Consider the following 18,749-nt stretch of genomic DNA (forward strand, 5'->3'; position numbering starts at 1 on the left):
CCCCAAATTAATCCAAAGAAAATGGAAGTATATAAATTATCGAAAACAGTATAAAGTGCATAACTACCTGCAATGGTGGCCATAACTGCTGTAAAGAAAACCGTAGCTCCAATACCTGCATATTTGTTTTGTTCACCTATAGAACAGTCGTTTAAAATATCAGTGTCTGCTCCAGAGCAAAGGATGAAGAATTGCTTTAACATGATTAGTTTGATTTTTGATTGATCCTTCGGCAAGCTCAGGACAAGTTTGTCTATTAGAACGCTAAATGTTTTGTTTTGTTACACTTATAGATTAAAAAAACCTCTATAACAGAGGTTTTTTGCGCCAGTAATAAAATTTAAAGTCATTAGTCTTTATCTTCCTTACCAAGCAAAATTGGTTTTTTAGTGATATAAACTAAAGGTATTCCATTCTCTCCTTTTTCTTTAGCGTTAATGTTAAGCTTATTATTCGCCTTAATTAAAGCTATCGCTTCATCAGTAGAAATGGCTTTACCTTCGTTAAAGAATTTAGCGTCGGCTTTGGCCATTCTTATAACGAAATCTAAAGTAGATTCTGGAGGTGGAGGAGGTAAAACATTGCCTTTATCATCAGTGATGTAACCATCTTTATTATAGTATGTTTTTTCTCCATTATAGATTGTATAATAATGAGTTTCACCGTTATCTAAAATTTCATAGCCAGATTCGACATTTGTTGGTGTTTCCTTCATTATTTCATTCAAGCTCTTTCTCCCTTCATTATTATTTTGTAGAAAATTTGTTGGTGGAGGAGGTGGAGGTGGTGAAATCTCACCTGTACTTTTTTTACCATTATTATCAACAAACTCATAATTAGCTGTTCCTACTTTTATTTTCCAAGGACTATTTTTTGAGGTATCAATATGAATCGGTTCACTTAACATCTTCTTTTCCTTCTCTTTTGCTTCCTCTATTGTTAATCCTGAATAAGGACTGAAATGTTTATTTGGAAGATTGACCTTATTTTGATTTTCGCTGTAGCCCACACTACTTGACCAAACTTCTACCTCTCTAAGTTTCTTTTGAATAGTTTTAGCAATATCTAAGCTTTTATTTTTTTCTAAAATAATTGATGCCATTACGTATTTTCTATGATCATCTTTTGATAGATGCTGGTTGAGTTTCTTAACCTCTTTATTAATGTTATTAATTTCGGTTTTCTTCCCATTCAATTCAATTTGATCATCTTTATCGATAAAAATTTCTATTGGTTCAATTTCTTGGGCATTAGGATCTCCTTTAGTTTTTTTAGGTGCTGGAGGCGGAGGTGGAGGCGGAGGTGGAATATTTGGCCAAGCTTCAGCATTTTTCCTTTGTTCATCTGACATTAAGTTACTGTAAATCTCATAATATTTGTCGTACTCTTTTTTCTTTATTATAGGATAAGCGCTTTTATTTTTGGCAGCTTCAGCTTTTTTTATGGCCACATTCATTTTATTAGCCCAAGCATTGTATTCTGCTACCTGTTTTTTGGTAGCTATTTGTTGCTCACTAGTTTCGACATCAAGACCATAAAATGGATATGCAACAGATTGATATATCTGTTGTGGCGACATTCTTTTATAGATCTCTGAGAATTTGTAAAAATCTTGTTCGTTAATAGGAGGAAAGAATGTGGCATCGTCTGAAAGTTTTTTACTTTCACTATGTATCTTTTTAGCCCAAGAATTATAAGCTGCAACTTCTTTTTCGGTTGGTTCATTTTGTTGGGTAGACAAACTGTTCTCAATTGCAAATGGAGTAATACCTTTTTCTCTATTTATTTCTTGATTAGGAGTAACAATACGATAAAAACCATAATCTAGTAGTGAATTATAGACAAACCAAATTTCTTTGTTTGAAATCTCGTTTGGAGAACTAATATGAATATTTATTATCCTATTTCGTTGTTCATGTGTAATATCTTGATGTAATTGGTTAAATACCTCTATGAATGTTTTTTTGGTTGCATTAATACCATCTACTTGATAAGAATTGTTGTTTAAAATTTTTAATTCTATACTTCTGGGGTATTGGTCATTTATTGAATGCGAAGATGACGACATTGCTTTTTCAACATATTCCTTTTCAGCAAAACTATAAAAAAGAATAGCAATAATGGGAAGCAGTAATAAACTGCTAATCCAAATCCTGGTTTTTGATGTTTGTGTTTTCATAACTGTAAATCGTTTTTTGATAGATGAATAATTGATGGCACTCGAGAGTTGATAATCTTTAGTGTTTGATGAAAATTGCAATAATAGGTTTTGATACGATTTGGTATCTGCACCATGTGCTAAGACCGCTTGGTCTGCTAAAAATTCGTGATTTAATTTGATGTTATGTTTCAATATGTAGATTAATGGATGAAACCAAAATACAATTTGAAGCAACTCTATGATTATTATGTCTAAACTATGCAATTGTTTGGCATGTGTTTCTTCATGAAGTATAACTTCGTGAGGAATTGCATTTGTTTCATACTTTGACTTGTCAAAAAAGAGGTATTTAAAAAATGAATGTGGAATACGGCATTCTTCTAGTAAAACATAAATGAATGAACGCTTAGTAATCGTTTCATTTTGTGAGATCCGTTGATACATTCTGAAGAGGTTAACGATAAATCTTAACGAAAATAATACAACGCCTAAGCCGTAAATGATCCATAGTATTGTTTCTAAATCCCAAAATGGAGCCTGCACTGGAGCAACATCTAATGACGATTCAAGAGGAATAAATACTGGTGAAACTTCAAAATTTGTAACAACTGGTTCTATATACTCTGTAATCCTTAGTTCTGGAATTATTAATGAAACAACCACAGTTCCTAATAAATAAAACCGCTTGAAACGATGCATGGTCTGACGCTCTAAAAACAAGATATAGACTAGCCAAAATATAGCTAAGCATGCCGAAAATTTAAATAAGTACGTCTCCATAATTACATGTTTTTAATTTCTGTATCAATTATGGCTCTTAGGTCTTCTAACTCTTCTTTTGTTAGGTCAGTCTTTCGTGTAAAGAATGATGCAAACTGTGAAGCACTATCATTAAAAAAGGTTTTAATAAGTCCATTAACATGCTTAGAGAAGTAATCTTCTTTCTTAACCAGGGGAAAGTATTCTCTCGATTTACCGTAGGTTTTATAATCTACAAAACCTTTACCAATCATACGTTTTAATAATGTCGCAACAGTTGTGGTGGCTGGTTTGGGCTCTGGATAGATATCTAGTAAATCTTTCATAAAAGCTTTTTCGAGCTTCCAGAGGTGTTGCATTAGTTGTTCTTCGGTTTTTGAAAGTTGCATGCTCTACATATTTAGAATTAACTCTACAAATGTAGAGTAAAAAATTCAAACATCAAAATTAAAATTGAAATCGGCTCAAATAGTTATATTTGTTAGAGCTGAAAAAAGAAAATCCCAAATGATAAAAAAAACAGTTTATTCGTTATTGTTTTTGGTCTGTGTTAATTTGTCATTCTCACAATCTATTGAAGACATAATCAATCAGGTCAGTAATGCTAATTTGCAACTTAGTGTTGCAGAACTTTCTGGTGAGCAGGCAACATTAATTAATGGAACATCGCAAACTATAGTTAGTCGTGTGCAAAGCAATAACGATTTAACTGCAGATTATATTGAAGAACGCCTTTCTGCATTACCAAATCTTACGGTTGCAGTTCAAGAGTTTAATACCGTAGGAAAAAATATTATTGCAACTCAATTAGGGCAAACCAACCCAGACAACATTTACATAGTATGTGCGCACTATGATTCGGTGACTACCTTTTGCGCAGATGATAATGCCACAGGTGTTTCTGCTGTTTTAGAAATTGCAAGGCTGCTTTCTAACCAATGTATCGATAATACTATTGTTTATGCGCTTTGGGATGAAGAAGAAATAGGTTTACTTGGCGCAAATTATTATGCACAACAAGCGGCTGACGAAACCAATGGAAACACCAGAGATAATATTTTGGGAGTTATTAATGTGGATATGATTGGTTACGATGGTGATGCGCCAGGAACAGAAGGTGATAATGAATTTGATATAGATGTACGCAACATTGCTAATTCTGTTGGGATTAAAGATGATATAATAACGATTTTAAACACCTATACTTTCGATTTAAATGTTATTGTTGTTAATCCCGGAACTACTGCTAGTGATCACTCTCGTTTTTGGAATCAAAATTATTCAGCCATTTTGGTAGGTGAATCTTGGGAAACTAATGATCAAACACCAGATTATCATACTTCTAATGATAGAGCCGAGGATATCGATTTTCAGTATATGACAGAACTCACTAAATTAGTAGCTGGTTACATAGCTACCAAAGCAGGTTTAATTGCTGTTGATAATACGATAACACAAACTGCTAGTAATTTAAGCTCTAATGATACTTCAGCATCATATCAATGGTATAATTGTGACACTAATTTAGCGATTTCGGGAGCAACCAACCAAACATTTGTACCAACCGCAAGCGGAAATTATGCTGTTGCCGTGAGTAATGGTTCTTGCACAGAGCAAAGTATATGTACAGCCTTTTCTGTGCTTTCCACAGAAGAATTCTCCAATATTGAAGTCAACGTGTTTCCAAATCCAGTAATATCTATTTTAAAGATTAATAATTTTACAGAGAAAGAGCTTAAGATTACCGTAAATGACATCTCAGGAAAAATAATAAATACGTTAATGTCTAAAAAAGAACATATTGAGATTAATCTCGAAAAAGAATCATTGGGTATTTATTTTGTCAATATAGCCTCAAAGACAAAATTATCTACTTTTAAAATTATTAAGGAATAATTTATACCCAAATAAAAATCAGCCTTTCAATTCCGTAAAATACTTATAAAACCAAGGAATTGTCTCGATACCTTTTAGATAGTTCCAAATACCAAAATGTTCATTTGGTGAGTGAATTGCATCACTATCTAAACCAAAGCCCATTAAAATCGTTTTGCTTTTTAGTTCTTTTTCAAAAAGTGAAACGATAGGAATACTTCCTCCACTGCGTTGTGGAATTGGTGTTTTTCCAAAAGTTTGTTCGTAAGCTTTAGATGCCGCTTTATACCCAATACTATCAATAGGAGTCACATAACCTTGTCCACCATGATGTGGTGTTACTTTTACTGTTACACCTTCTGGCGCAATACTTTCGAAATGAGTTTTAAATAATTCTGTGATCTCTTCCCATTCTTGGTGTGGCACCAAGCGCATAGATATTTTAGCATAAGCTTTACTCGCAATTACCGTTTTTGCTCCTTCACCAGTATAACCTCCCCAAATTCCGTTAACATCTAATGTTGGCCTAATTGAATTGCGTTCATTGGTTGTGTAACCTGCTTCTCCATATACAGAATCAATATCTAAAGCTTTTTTATAAGCCTCTAACGAGAAAGGTGCTTTTGCCATTTCAGCGCGTTCTGCATCAGATAAGTTTTCAACTTTATCATAAAAACCAGGAATGGTAATATGATTATCCTCGTCGTGAAGTGAAGCAATCATTTTCGTTAACACATTAATTGGGTTAGCAACCGCTCCTCCATATAAACCAGAATGTAAATCGCGATTAGGCCCAGTTACTTCAACTTCGACATAACTAAGTCCTCTAAGGCCAGTTGTTATTGAAGGTACATCTGGTGAAATCATCCCTGTATCTGAAATTAAAATAACATCATTAACTAGTTTTTCGCGATTCGCTTTTACAAATTTTGAAAGGTTAACACTACCAACTTCTTCCTCACCTTCAATCATAAATTTCACATTACATGGCAATACGTTATTAGAAGTCATATACTCCATAGCCTTAACGTGCATATACATTTGACCCTTATCATCGCATGCGCCTCTGGCAAAAATGGCTCCTTCGGGATGTAAATCTGTTTCCATAATTACAGGTTCAAACGGAGGTGAATTCCATAAATCTAATGGATCTGGTGGTTGTACATCATAATGACCATAAACCAGTATTGTTGGCAAATTTTTATCTATAATTTTTTCTCCGTAAACTATTGGATAACCTTCGGTTTCACAAATTTCAACATGGTCACAGCCTGCATTTTCTAGGCTTGTTTTAATAATATCTGCAGTTTTTAAGACATCTCTTTTATAGGCAGAATCTGCACTTATTGAAGGAATTTTTAATAATTCTATGAGTTCGTTTAGAAAGCGGTCTTTGTTGTCGTTGATGTAAGAATGAATAGATAGCATAAGTGAATTAATTTTGTAACAAAAATAAGAAAACTAGTTAGAAGATATTCTTAAATATTTCCTATTTGAATATTGAAACTATTGTTTATATTTGCAATCCTTTTGCAGGCGTGGTGGAATTGGTAGACACGCTAGACTTAGGATCTAGTGCCGCGAGGTGTGCGAGTTCGAGTCTCGCCGCCTGTACTTAGTAAGACAAAAGCTTCTTGGAAACAAGAAGCTTTTTTATTTTGAATTCTCTAATAAAAAAGAGCTTCTCATCGAGAAGCTCTTTTTAGCTCAAATAACACTAAATAATTAGAGCTTGACTAACTTGGTTGTTACTGTTTGGTTATTGCTATTTTCAACTTTAACGATATACATACCTGTATTTAAAGTTGAAATATCGAATGTGTCGGTTCTTGTAAATTCACCATTAAAGAATTTTACTAGTTTCCCTGTTAAATCATAAATTTCAATATCAGAAACGTTTGTGTTTACACTAAATGACGTATTTGTTGGGTTAGGATAAATACTGAAACTAAATAATCCATTATCATCAACACTCAATACATTTGAAGCGACATTACCTAAAATTAGGAACTGCCCAGCAGGAATTGTAAGAGACGTCGTTGAATTACTAACAGTCGTATTACCAGTCTCATCCATTAAATCATACCATGTAGTGGTTACACCTCCAGGAAAATTAGTATTTACAGTTTGAGAGTTAACATCAAAATTCGCAAGAATAATGACGTTTTTTAATTCCGTTGATGGAATTGAATTATCAAAGACATCTATTCTTGGAGTTAAGTTTCCTGAGGTAATGTTATAATCTCCTTCAAAAACGGGTTCGTCAGCTTTTAACTTATGTAGTTTAGACCAATCTTGGTAAACCTGACCTCTTAGAGCGTCACTTAACCAATTGTTGGTCCATTGCGGTTGCGGCTTAGTATCTAATTTACAGTCCCCATCTGTTCCACCTGGTAAATTAACTGTACCATTAGAACAGGTGAAAATAGAATTCTCCATTCCTAAATCAGCAAAATGCCATATCATCTTTGGTCCTGGCACCATAACTGAGATAGCTCCAAGAGCTGACATCCTCGATAATGCCACATTAAGATTTTGAACGTTATGAGCCGAATTACTTGTGTTACCAAATTCTAGATTCTTAAACATTAAACGTTCTTCGTCATGGCTTTCAGGATAACCTAATAATCTCGGAGCATTAAATCCTCTACTTACATGTCCCATACGGTCAATATTTTTGTTTCCATTTTGACCCATAGTAAGCTCATTATACTGGTCGGTCATTTTTCCCCAAAGCATTATACCTTTACCTTCATCAACTCTATGATTTGCCCATTGTTGCTCTTCATTATCAGTTCCTAAGTGCTCAAAAATTACATAATGACTGTCATCTAGGGACCATGCATAATCTGCATAATCTTTTAAGATATCAACTCTATCTTGCTGATAAGCGTTTGTACAACCTTCGTCATTTGCAGTACAGTTTTGCGTAAATCCTTTGGTTAGATCCCAACGAAACCCATCAATTTTAAAATCTTCTACCCAATGTTTAATAACACGTTTCACATAATTCTTTACCACTGTATTTTCATGATTGTAGTCATAGCCAACACTATAACTGTGTGTAGCTTGTTGATTGAAGTAAGGGTTTTCAGAGGTTGGATCACCAAAACCATTACCATCAGCATCACTCATCCACATTCTCACCATTGGTGAGCGTCCAAATGCATGGTTTAATACTAAATCTAAAATAACTGCGATACCATTTTGATGACATATATCTATAAACTCTTTTAATTTATCCTCAGTACCATAGAATTTATCTAATGCCATGTGAAATGAGGTATTGTAGCCCCAACTTTCATTGCCTTCAAATTCCATATTTGGCAATAATTGAATGGCGTTGACATTTAGATCCTTAAAATAATCGATACGATCTATAAGGCTTTGATAGTTTCTTTCAGTATCAAAGTCTCTTAGAAGGACTTGGTAAATAATTAAGTCCTCTTTTTTGGGTTTATCGAAATCAGTGATTTGCCAATTGTAAGGCGTTTGCCCTGTTTGAAGAACTGAAACTTCAAATCCGGCTTTTTCAGGAAATGTAGGAAGGTTAGGATATGTAGTGGAAGGAATCCATTGATCATCAAAAGATGATAATATTAAGGTTGAATATGGATCTGCAACTTTTACAATTGATGGGGAATTAGTTGCAGGTGTCTTATTAACAACCCAATACTCGTAAGTTTCAATCTGTCCAGGTGTAAGTCCTGTAAGTTCTAACCAAAATAAATTACGAGACACATCTCGCCTCATAGCATAAGAAATATCTGGCTCATAATTATTAAAACTTCCTGCTACATATATAAAATCTTTACCAGTAGCATAAAGTACTAAAACGGCAGTATTGTCATCTATATAGTTGACACCTTCATTATAGTTAGTTGACATAAAATCAACAATAGTTCCAGGATCAATTATGACACTAAACGTTTTTGAAATGGTTGTACCATCTAAAACTGCAGTCAGTTCATAAGATGTATTATCAGTTATATTCATATCAGTATATGAATAGCTAGCTGTATTTGCTTGACTATCGATTACAGCGCCATTGGCTGTTAATGTATAATCGGCATTTCCGCCAATATTAGTAGCTGAAATATCAAAATCACTTCCAGAATTTAGTATAGTTGTGTTTTGGGTTGGTGTTGTTAGATTAATTTGAAATAAACCAACTTCAAAAATAAAGTCGTTACAACCCGTTGCCTTATATTCTTGAGAACCGTCTTCATTTCTAAAAACCATACCCATTTGTATCACATTAGCAGCCTGAGAAGGCGTAAGATTATAATAAGATTCAGGTGTTATGACAATAGAATAAATACCACCACCATCATTTGTCATTTCTCCAACACCATCATCTTGTCCCCAGTTTCCTGTAACACTTATACCAAATGCATTGTTTCCATCACCTACACCAGAGTGCATATACACTTTTGTTGGATTACTAAAGCTATTACAATCTGTTGCGCTGCTATTGGTATCTAAAGTTATGGTGATACTTTGATCTACTTCAAAAGGATTGGGACTTAGGGTGACTTGCGAAAAGGACATCAAAAAGAATCCAATAGATAATATTGATAAGTAATACTTTTTCATATTTATTTTTTGAGTTATACACTTAAAAAACGTGATTTTATTTTTATTTCTACTGATTTTAAACTAGTTACATAAAACCGAAGGAAGAACTAGAAGATTCTATCAGTATGTTTGCATATTTTTAAAGAAAAACACATTGTAACTAATTGAATGACAGTATCAAAACTAACAGCAACTAAGTGACTAACTCATTTTTTTTTTTAAAGGCTAAATGAAATCAATATTTTAAGATTTTCAGATAGCCCTTTTAAAGGTTTTAAGACTTAGAACTAATTAATTTTATTCAATAGATAGCTATTGTCATTAAAATCTAATCTAATACGATAGTTACCCGTAGTAACATCAATATTGTTATCTGGATCTTGATCTAAGAAACCGTCTAAACCTGCATCACCATAGTCATTAGTCCATGTATTATTTGGACGGAATTTAATCTGCCCATCAATTAATGGAGCTAAGTCACCAACATATACGTTTTCTTGTATTTCGGTTAAGGCAAAATCATCAGTAGCTCCCCAATCGTTATAACCAGAGCCTACAACACCATAAACATCTGCAGCTTCAAGACTATAGCTAAGATCATTAAAGTTAACAGTCAATAAATAATGACCTGCAGTAACAGCGATATCATTTTCAGCATCTTGGTCTAATATACCATCTCCGTTACCATCACCATAATCGCCACCCCAAGAATTATTAAAACGTAGCTTCATATCACCATCTATAAGTTTTACACCAACTTTAAATGTATCAGTAGTGTAGTCATAGTAAGTTTTAGCATCAGGACCAGCATTTCCCCAATCGTTCCATGCAGAACCTACTATTCCCCAAGAGAATTCTTCAATGGTGTAAGCGTTTGTACTTGTATTAATTGTGATTTTGTAGTTACCAGAAGTAACGTTTATGTTATTATCAGGATCTTGATCTAAAACTCCATCATTGTTAGCATCACCTAATTCTGTACCGCTACCCCAATCATCATTTTCTCTAAATTTAATCTGACCATCAACTAGTGTTACATAAGTAACAATTTCGTCTGGAGTCATAGTTGAGTAGAAAGTTCCGTCAGGACCAGCACCACCCCAATCATTATAACCAGAACCAACTACTCCCCAAGAAGCAGGTGTAATTCCACCACCGCCTGTGCTAGAGCCTTCTAACAATTCAACATTTAATAACAATACATTAGAGAATGCTTCTGTACCACCACCAATATCACCAGGATATGCTCTAAGTCTCACAGAGAAAGCGCCTGCATTTGGTGCTGGACTATCTGGGTCATTATCTAAACCTGCTTCCATAGCAACTGTCATCATCTGCCCGATAGTCATTGCAATTTCGTTAGATGGTGTAGTTGATACTACATTCATATCTGTAAAATCACCACTCACAGAACTTTGTAGTTCATATGTTGTATTTGTTGGTGTACCGAAATCAACATTTTCCCAAGTAAACCTTTCACCAAGATTACCAGACGTTTCAGTTGCAAGTATATAATTGTCTAGAGTAGAATTCGTGAATTCAAATCCTACTGGTTCTTGAGTTGTGAAAACAATGTCATCTTCAGTTTCACAACTATTAAAACTTATTAAGGCAAAGATGAAAAGGCCTAAAATTGATAATTTTTTCATATTATTTTTATAATGTTAATTAGTATCCTGGGTTTTGTTCTAAATTGGTGTTAATACCTAAATCTGTAGCTGGTAACGGCATCAAATCTCTAAAAGATTCTGTAGTGGCACCTTGTTGTACACCACCTTTCCATTGCCAAACACCATTATCTGAAAATCGATCAAATCGTATTAAATCTGTTCTTCTATGTCCCTCCCAATACAATTCTCTAGAACGCTCATCGATGATGAAGTCTAAATTTAAATCTGCTTCTGCAATATTACCACTGGTATCTCCATAAGCACGTTCTCTTAATTTATTAATGTAATCTACAGCAGTTCCTGTAGAGCCACCACCACCTCTTAATACAGCTTCTGCATACATTAAATAAGCATCGGCTAGTCTAAACATTGGAAAATCTATATCTGTGTGGTCACCTGAAGTATCAGAACCTGCGTTACCATTTATATCTACATTTCTATATTTAGAAATCGCGAAGCCGTCAGTAAAAGTGGCTAAGTTAGCAATATCTTTATTCTGTCCATCAGTATAAAATAATTCTCTACCGTCAGTAGAATTTTCTTCACCTGGAAATAACTCAACTAACGTTGGTGTAGTTCTAACTCCAAACCAACCACCGTTGATTCCAAAATCAGCAGGATCCATAGACCCTCCAACTGGTGCGTGAGTTAAAAACGTCATACCACCAAAAGCTTGTGTATTTAATCCATCAAAAGGAATAGTGAAAATGACTTCTTCTTGTGCACCGTTAGAATCATTATCTGCTAAAAATAATTGAAAATAAGGATTATCTGGTATAGTATAACCTGCACCAATAATATTACTAGTGTAAGTAATAACATCTGCATTTCGAGATGTCCCTGTATAAACTTCAGCATTTAAATAAAGCTTGGCTAAAACCATCCAAGCTGCAGCTCTATCTGCTCTTCCATATTCATTGGCACGTGGTGCGGCCATATCATCTAATACAGCCAATAATTCAGACTCTACATAGCTAAATAAATCTGCTCTTTGAATTTGGGGAGGTAAGAATGCGCCAATAGGATCATCTTCCGTAATAAAAGGAGGATTTGCAAATAAATCTAAGGCGTGCCAATAGGTTAAGGCTCTTAAAAACTTAGCTTCAGCTCTATAGGTTTGAATTTCAGCTCTTAAATCTGTATTAACACCTCTACTATCTAATTTAGATCCTGTAGTTTGACGTAAATATTCGTTTGTTAATGCAACTTGGTACATTAATCTACTATACATCGTTCTAATAAATTCATTACCAGAAGTCCAAACTTGACCGTGTAAATCTTGAATAGTACCATCGTTCCAAGCAATAACTGCTTCGTCAGTGGTTAATTCTTGCATTTTCCAATATAATCTAAGGTAGTTGGAAAACCCTTCGTCTAAACCAACTAAGTCTGGTGCACCTGCAGGTCCTTCTTGACCGCTTAAAGAAATCCCAGCATATAATTTTGCTAGAAATTGCTTATAAGCAGCAGGATCTTCAAAGGCAGCGTCACCAACAAGACGCGAGTCTTCTGGTTGTAAATTTAGTCTATCTTCACAAGATTGCATAAAAAATGCAAGTGTGAATACAACTAAAATACTTTTTATTGTTCTTAACATCATAGCTTTGTTGTTTATATAATTAGTTTTCATTTTTTTAGAATGTAAAGTTTAAGCCCAATACAATATCTCGTGTTCTTGGATAGAAACTGTTTTCTATACCATTAGAGATTTCAGGATCTAAACCATCATATTCTGTTATTACAAATACGTTGGTTGCAGTTAAAGATGTTCTTAACGTAACTTTTTCGAATGGGATCGTATATCCTATAGATATATTATCTAATCTCACAAAATCAGCACGTTGAATATACAAATCTGAAAATAATTGTTGATTACTAAAGCCAGTATCTAAATAACTTGCATGAGCGTTAGCCTGATAACCTGGTTGATTTATAACAGCATTTAGGTTACCTCTATCAGATGCACTATTGTTATAGATATAGTTACCAAAACTTCCTCTAAATGTGAAATTTAAATCTAAGTTTTTATATCTGAAATTATTAGTAAATCCAATAAAAGCATCTGGTGTAGCTTTTTTATAAGCCTGTCTATCTGCTTCAGTAATTTGATTATCACCATTAACATCTACGTAAGCTCCTTCTATTGGGTTTCCGTCGTTATCATAAACTTGACGAAACACAAAGAATGTTGAAGGATCATAACCTGGTTTCCATAATTGAATGGTGTTACCTACACCACCAGATATGCCACCAGTTGGGATAAAATAGTCAGAATCATCACTTAAATTTAACTTAGTAATTTCTCTATCTTGGAAAGTAATATTGAAATTAGTATCCCAATCAAAATTTTCTTTCTTTACAATAACTCCATTTAAACTAATTTCTAATCCGCGACTTGTCATTTCACCAACATTTGTTGTCAATAAATCGGATAAGTTTGCGCCAGCAGGAACAGGTACGGTAGATAATAAATCTTTCGTATCTCTATAATAAGCATCAATTGTTCCTGTTAGTCGGTTATTAAATAAACCGAAATCTAAAGCCACATTATATTGAGTTGTCTCTTCCCATTTAAGATTTTGATCAAAAGGTTCGGGACGCAATGTTGATATAAATAGCGGTGTGCCATCTGGGTTAGTACCAAATTGAATACTAGCTGCATTGTTTCTCGACGGAGTATATACTCCTAAATAACCATAGTTAGGACCAATTTCTTGTTGTCCTGTAACTCCCCAACCAGCTCTTAGTTTTAAGTTAGAGAAGAATGAATCTTCCATAAAGCCTTCATTCATCATTTTCCAACCTACAGATAGACCCGGAAATGATCCCCAACGATTGGCTTCACTAAAACGTGAAGAACCATCACGCCTAAAACTAGCAGATATTAAATATTTATCTGAGATGTCAAAGCTAGCTCTTGCAAAATAAGATTCAAGTGCATTTCTATTAATGTCAGTCTGAGTAATATTAGTATTCGTTGTTCTGTCAAAGAAACTACGTATATAAAACTCTTGAAATGCATGACCCGCAGTTAAATCAATTTTGGTATTAATAGACTCAATATCTTTTTTGTAATTAAGGTAAAAATCTAATGATGTGTTCCGGTTTAACCCACTCGAAGTTTCATTTGTTGTAAACCCACCAACATTGTTTGGATTAGCAGGTTCAAATCTATGGCCATTATTTTCAGCATAATCAATACCAGCATTTAAATTAAAACGTAAACCCTCTAAAAAAGGAAGTTTATAATCTATATTAAAGTTAGATATAACTCTTTTAATGGTCTGTCTGCTTTCATATTCATCTAGTATAAATAATGGATTTAAAGGTGCTAAATTTGCAGAGGTGCCATATTGAGTGTAATTCCCATTTTCGTCGTACACTGATTGTGTCGGATCAAAAGAAATAGCAGATCCAATGGCGCCTTCGTTAGCATAATCATATTCGTCTTGAACAACTTTAGCTACTAAAGTTAACTTTAAATCATTATCTAATAGACGTTGTACAAAAGAGGTGTTAAATCCTGTTCTTTCATATAAATCATCTAAAGGACCTTCTTGAGAAACATTGTTAAAGTTAATTCTAAAGTTGAAATTCTCGTAACCTTTAGATACTGTTACATTATGAATTACTCCAGTTCCAGTTGTGTAAATTTTATCTTGCCAGTTGGTACTTGCGTTACCTAAAGTAGACGAATCAAAATTTGAATCAGAAGCTAAAGCTCTATACTGCGAAGCAGATAATACATCTACCTTATCTGTTACACGTCTTGTAGACATTTGCACTCCGTATTCTATTTTTAAGGGTTGATTTGCTGAGCCTTTCTTAGTAGTGATTAAAATGACACCATTAGAAGCTCTAGAACCATAAATAGCAGTTGCAGATGCATCTTTTAAAACTACAAAATCAGCAATGTCAGCTGGATTAATCGCATTTAATGCGTTTCTACTACCCTGAGAACCACCACGTTGGTCAATTGGTAGCCCGTCAATTACAATCAGTGGGTCATTAGTTGCAGATAAAGATGCACCTCCACGAATTCTTATTTCACCACCCTCACCAGCAGCACCACCACCAGATGTAATTCTTACACCCGCTGCTTTACCTGCGATAAGTTGTTGTGGTGCTACAATCGCACCACGGTTAAATTCTTTGTCATCTACCTTATCAACAGCACCAGTTGCATCTTGTTTTGTGGTAGAACCATAACCAATAAGTACAACTTCATCTAATTGTGCAGCATCTTCTTCTAAGGTTACATCTATAGTCGATTGACCATTATAGACAATCTCTTGAGTGGTGTAGCCTAAATAAGAGATAACAATGGTTTCTCCTTGATTTAATTCTAATGAATAGTTTCCATCAAAATTTGTGGAAGCTCCTCTAGAAGTGCCTTTAACAATGACGTTTACACCAGGTAAAGGCATAGCGTTTGCTTTATCTGTAACTGTACCAGTGACGGTCGATTGCGCCATCAATGTTGCTGGGACCATAATTAGACAGAATAGTAAAGCATTTAAGAATGTTTTCATACAATGTTTTTAAGTTAATTGCTTAGTTAATTGATTTATATTTTCACTTCTCCGGATAAATCTATGTAAAATTAATGTGATATGACATTAAAAAAACATGACATAAGTCACGAAAACGTTTTCGTGTTAAAAACTTTTCTTAAAATATTGATTTAGAACTTAAAATACTGAAAAAATGAGTTATTATCAATTATTCGTTGTTAAAATTGAGAAGTTCAAAACATAGCTAAATATATTTTTTCGCTTATCTTCGTATTTGGTCTAAAAACATTGTCTTAATATGAAGAGAAAAATAACTCTAAAACAAATTGCTAGAGAATTAGATGTTTCAATATCTACAGTGTCTAAGGCTCTAAGAAATAGTGTTGAAATTAGTGAAGATACCAAGCAGAAAATTCAGGCTTTTGCTAAACTATATAATTATAGGCCAAATAATATTGCGTTAAGTCTTAAAAACAGGAAAACAAACACCATTGGTATTATAATACCAGAAATTGTGCATCACTTTTTTTCTAAGGTTATTAGAGGTGTAGAGTTAGTGGCTAATAGAAGAGGGTATAACGTAATTATTGGTCTATCAAATGAATCTTTTTCTAAGGAGGTTATAAACATGGAAATGCTTGCTAATGGCAGTATTGATGGATTTATTCTTTCTATGTCTAAAGAAACATTGCGACAACAAGATTATCATCATTTTAATGAAACTATGAATCAAGGTATGCCTATTGTAATGTTTGATAGAGTGGTGTCTGATATTAAATGTGATAAAGTCATTGTTGATGATTTTAATGGTGCTAAAAATGCCGTTGAAAAATTGATATCAAACAAATGTAAATCCATTGCTTTAATTACCACTAAAGACTATGTCAGTGTAGGGAAACTTAGAACTCAAGGCTATCTAGAAGCCTTACAGGAAAACAAAATAACACCCGAAGCAGATTTAATACTAAAAATGGACGATACATTAGATTATGAAGTTCATTTAGAAGCTCTGGAGACTGAAATTGAACAACTTTTTAAGTCTAACAAAAAAATAGACGGTGTATTTGCTGTTAATGAATTGTATGCTTTATCTGCAATGAAAGTTGCAAGAAAATTAGGATTAAAAGTGCCAAACGATTTGCAAGTTATTGGGTTTACAGACGGTGTGCTCTCTAAGCACGCAACACCTAGTTTAACTACTGTTAGTCAGCATGCACAGCAGATGGGTGAAAAGGCAGCACATCTCTTAATTGATAAGATTGAAAACGAGTATAATGATGAAGAAGAGCAGTTTCAAACTGTTGTTATTGCAACAGATTTAATTGAACGAGAATCCACGAAATAGAAATTTAACATTGCTACATTAAAATCTTTATATATCTTTACGGCTTAAATCAAAACTTATATTTTCACTTCTTCAAATAAGTTTTGATAAGCACGGCTTGTCAGAATAGTATCAATATAAACATACTATTTAATGGAAAAGCGTAGATTAAGTTTCTGGCAAATCTGGAACATGAGTTTTGGATTTCTAGGAATACAGATGGGATTTGCCCTTCAAAATGCCAATGCAAGTAGAATACTTCAAATTTTCGGAGCAGATGTTCACGAATTATCTTGGTTTTGGATTATAGCGCCTTTAATGGGCTTAATTGTTCAACCAATTGTAGGTCATTACAGTGATAAAACATGGGGAAAATTTGGGAGAAGGAAACCCTATTTCTTAGTTGGTGCCATTCTAGCTTCTATTGGCTTAGTGCTAATGCCACAAGCAGATATGTTCATCGCATTTTTACCTGCACTTTGGGTAGGTGCCGGAATGTTAATGATTATGGACGCATCTTTCAATATCGCGATGGAGCCATTTCGGGCTTTAGTAGGTGATAATTTAAGAACTGATCAGCGCACAGCAGGTTTTAGTATTCAAACTGCTTTAATTGGTTTCGGAGCAGTTATAGGGTCTTGGTTACCTTATGCGTTAACTAATTGGTTGGGTATCTCAAATGAAACTTCATCTGGAGTTGTGCCAGCCAATTTAATTTTATCATTTATAATTGGTGCCGTTGTTTTAATCATTTCTATTTTAATTACAGTTATAACAACAAAAGAATATTCTCCTGCAGAATTAAACAGTTTTGAAAATGAACATGCAGATAATTCTGATGCGCAAGATAATATCGAAGCAGAAAAGTCCAGTTTATTAGATATTATAGAAGACTTTAAAAAAATGCCTGCAACCATGCGTCAATTGAGTTGGGTGCAATTCTTTTCGTGGTTTGGATTATTTGGTATGTGGGTTTTTGCAACTCCTGCTATTTCACAGCACATTTATGGTTTGCATTATACAGATAGTAGCAGTGCAAACTATCAAAATGCGGGTGATTGGATAGGCATACTTTTTGGCGTTTACAATCTAGTTTCTGCATTTTATGCCTTCGCATTACCATATATTGCAAAAAAAATAGGAAGAAAGCGTACTCACGCAATATCATTAGTAATAGGAGGTATTGGATTACTGTCTATATATATAATGCCAGATAAGAATTGGCTTATTGTTTCTATGATAGGTGTAGGTATTGCTTGGGCAAGTATCTTGGCTATGCCTTATGCAATATTAGCAGGCTCTATCTCACCTAAAAAAATGGGTGTATATATGGGTATTTTTAATTTCTTTATAGTAATTCCTCAAATAATAAATGCTTTAATTGGTGGGCCACTTGTAAAATACGCATACGGGAATCAGGCTATTTTTGCTTTAATGATGAGTGGTGTTAGTTTTATAATTGCTGCATCATTAGTATATAAAGTTAAAGACGTTGATGACGTTATTCAAAATTAAAAAATGAACAAAAAAGGATTCATATTCGATTTAGACGGTGTAATCGTTGACACTGCTAAATATCACTTCTTAGCATGGCAAAGACTCGCTAAAAGTTTAGATATAGATTTTACAGAAGAAGAAAACGAGCAACTTAAAGGGGTAAGTCGCGTACGATCTTTAGAAAAAATATTGGCTTGGGGAAACAAGACAATTTCCGAAGATAAGTTTACAGAACTTATGGGTAAAAAAAATGAGGAGTATTTGAGTTATATCGCTGAAATGGATAGTAGTGAAATATTACCAGATGTTCCAAGAGTATTAGAAACATTAATAGAAAAGAAACAACCAATTTCATTAGGGTCAGCAAGTAA

Annotated in this window: 12 protein-coding genes and 1 tRNA gene; 5 read left to right on the forward strand and 8 right to left on the reverse strand. The window is 33.9% G+C overall.

The features are described 5' to 3' along the window. The 3 genes from AAC053_RS09895 to AAC053_RS09905 form a co-directional block, all read right to left on the reverse strand. Nucleotides 1–203, reverse strand: a 203-nt coding sequence (locus AAC053_RS09895) for a DUF4407 domain-containing protein (RefSeq protein WP_339755814.1), incomplete at its 3' end; no start/stop codon positions are given. Between the two features lie 146 nt (nucleotides 204–349). Continuing rightward, nucleotides 350–2,941, reverse strand: a complete 2,592-nt coding sequence (locus tag AAC053_RS09900; RefSeq protein WP_339755815.1) for a M56 family metallopeptidase — start codon at nucleotides 2,939–2,941, stop codon at nucleotides 350–352. Between the two features lie 2 nt (nucleotides 2,942–2,943). After that, on the reverse strand, nucleotides 2,944–3,309 hold the full coding sequence (locus AAC053_RS09905) for a BlaI/MecI/CopY family transcriptional regulator (protein ID WP_339755817.1): 366 nt from the start codon (nucleotides 3,307–3,309) through the stop codon (nucleotides 2,944–2,946). 118 nt (nucleotides 3,310–3,427) lie between these two features. On the opposite strand from AAC053_RS09905, the gene AAC053_RS09910 reads away from it, so the two are divergent. Beyond that, entirely contained in the window at nucleotides 3,428–4,816 is a 1,389-nt protein-coding gene (locus tag AAC053_RS09910) for a M28 family peptidase (protein WP_339755819.1), read from the forward strand. 18 nt (nucleotides 4,817–4,834) lie between these two features. Here AAC053_RS09910 and AAC053_RS09915 read toward each other — a convergent pair whose 3' ends face one another. After that, on the reverse strand, nucleotides 4,835–6,223 hold the full coding sequence (locus tag AAC053_RS09915) for a dipeptidase (protein WP_339755821.1): 1,389 nt from the start codon (nucleotides 6,221–6,223) through the stop codon (nucleotides 4,835–4,837). Nucleotides 6,224–6,327: 104 nt separating this feature from the next. Between AAC053_RS09915 and AAC053_RS09920 the strand changes: the two genes are divergently transcribed. Next, a tRNA-Leu gene (locus tag AAC053_RS09920) sits at nucleotides 6,328–6,409 on the forward strand. A 111-nt stretch (nucleotides 6,410–6,520) separates the two neighbouring features. Here the strand turns inward: AAC053_RS09920 and AAC053_RS09925 are convergent. The 4 genes from AAC053_RS09925 to AAC053_RS09940 all read right to left on the reverse strand — a co-directional run bounded on the left by AAC053_RS09925 (nucleotide 6,521) and on the right by AAC053_RS09940 (nucleotide 15,575). Continuing rightward, nucleotides 6,521–9,391: an alpha-amylase family glycosyl hydrolase gene (locus AAC053_RS09925; protein WP_339755823.1), complete on the reverse strand. Its 2,871-nt coding sequence runs from the start codon at nucleotides 9,389–9,391 to the stop codon at nucleotides 6,521–6,523. A 269-nt stretch (nucleotides 9,392–9,660) separates the two neighbouring features. Then, complete coding sequence (locus AAC053_RS09930; RefSeq protein WP_339755825.1) at nucleotides 9,661–11,022, reverse strand: SusE domain-containing protein; 1,362 nt, start codon at nucleotides 11,020–11,022, stop codon at nucleotides 9,661–9,663. Nucleotides 11,023–11,041: 19 nt separating this feature from the next. Next, complete coding sequence (locus AAC053_RS09935; protein ID WP_339755827.1) at nucleotides 11,042–12,673, reverse strand: RagB/SusD family nutrient uptake outer membrane protein; 1,632 nt, start codon at nucleotides 12,671–12,673, stop codon at nucleotides 11,042–11,044. Nucleotides 12,674–12,677: 4 nt separating this feature from the next. Then, complete coding sequence (locus tag AAC053_RS09940) at nucleotides 12,678–15,575, reverse strand: SusC/RagA family TonB-linked outer membrane protein (RefSeq protein ID WP_339755829.1); 2,898 nt, start codon at nucleotides 15,573–15,575, stop codon at nucleotides 12,678–12,680. Nucleotides 15,576–15,855: 280 nt separating this feature from the next. Here AAC053_RS09940 and AAC053_RS09945 point away from each other — a divergent pair, with 280 nt between their 5' ends. From AAC053_RS09945 to AAC053_RS09955, 3 genes are all read left to right on the forward strand, one after another. Then, entirely contained in the window at nucleotides 15,856–16,902 is a 1,047-nt protein-coding gene (locus tag AAC053_RS09945) for a LacI family DNA-binding transcriptional regulator (RefSeq protein WP_339755831.1), read from the forward strand. Nucleotides 16,903–17,034: 132 nt separating this feature from the next. Further along, nucleotides 17,035–18,396 carry an MFS transporter gene (locus tag AAC053_RS09950; protein ID WP_339755833.1) on the forward strand — a complete coding sequence of 454 codons (1,362 nt, stop codon included), beginning with the start codon at nucleotides 17,035–17,037 and terminating at the stop codon, nucleotides 18,394–18,396. Between the two features lie 3 nt (nucleotides 18,397–18,399). Continuing rightward, a partial coding sequence (locus AAC053_RS09955; protein ID WP_339755835.1) for an HAD hydrolase-like protein occupies nucleotides 18,400–18,749 on the forward strand: 350 nt, incomplete at its 3' end.

The organism is uncultured Winogradskyella sp. (genome assembly GCF_963975125.1).
In the GTDB taxonomy this organism is placed as follows: Bacteria; Bacteroidota; Bacteroidia; order Flavobacteriales; family Flavobacteriaceae; genus Winogradskyella.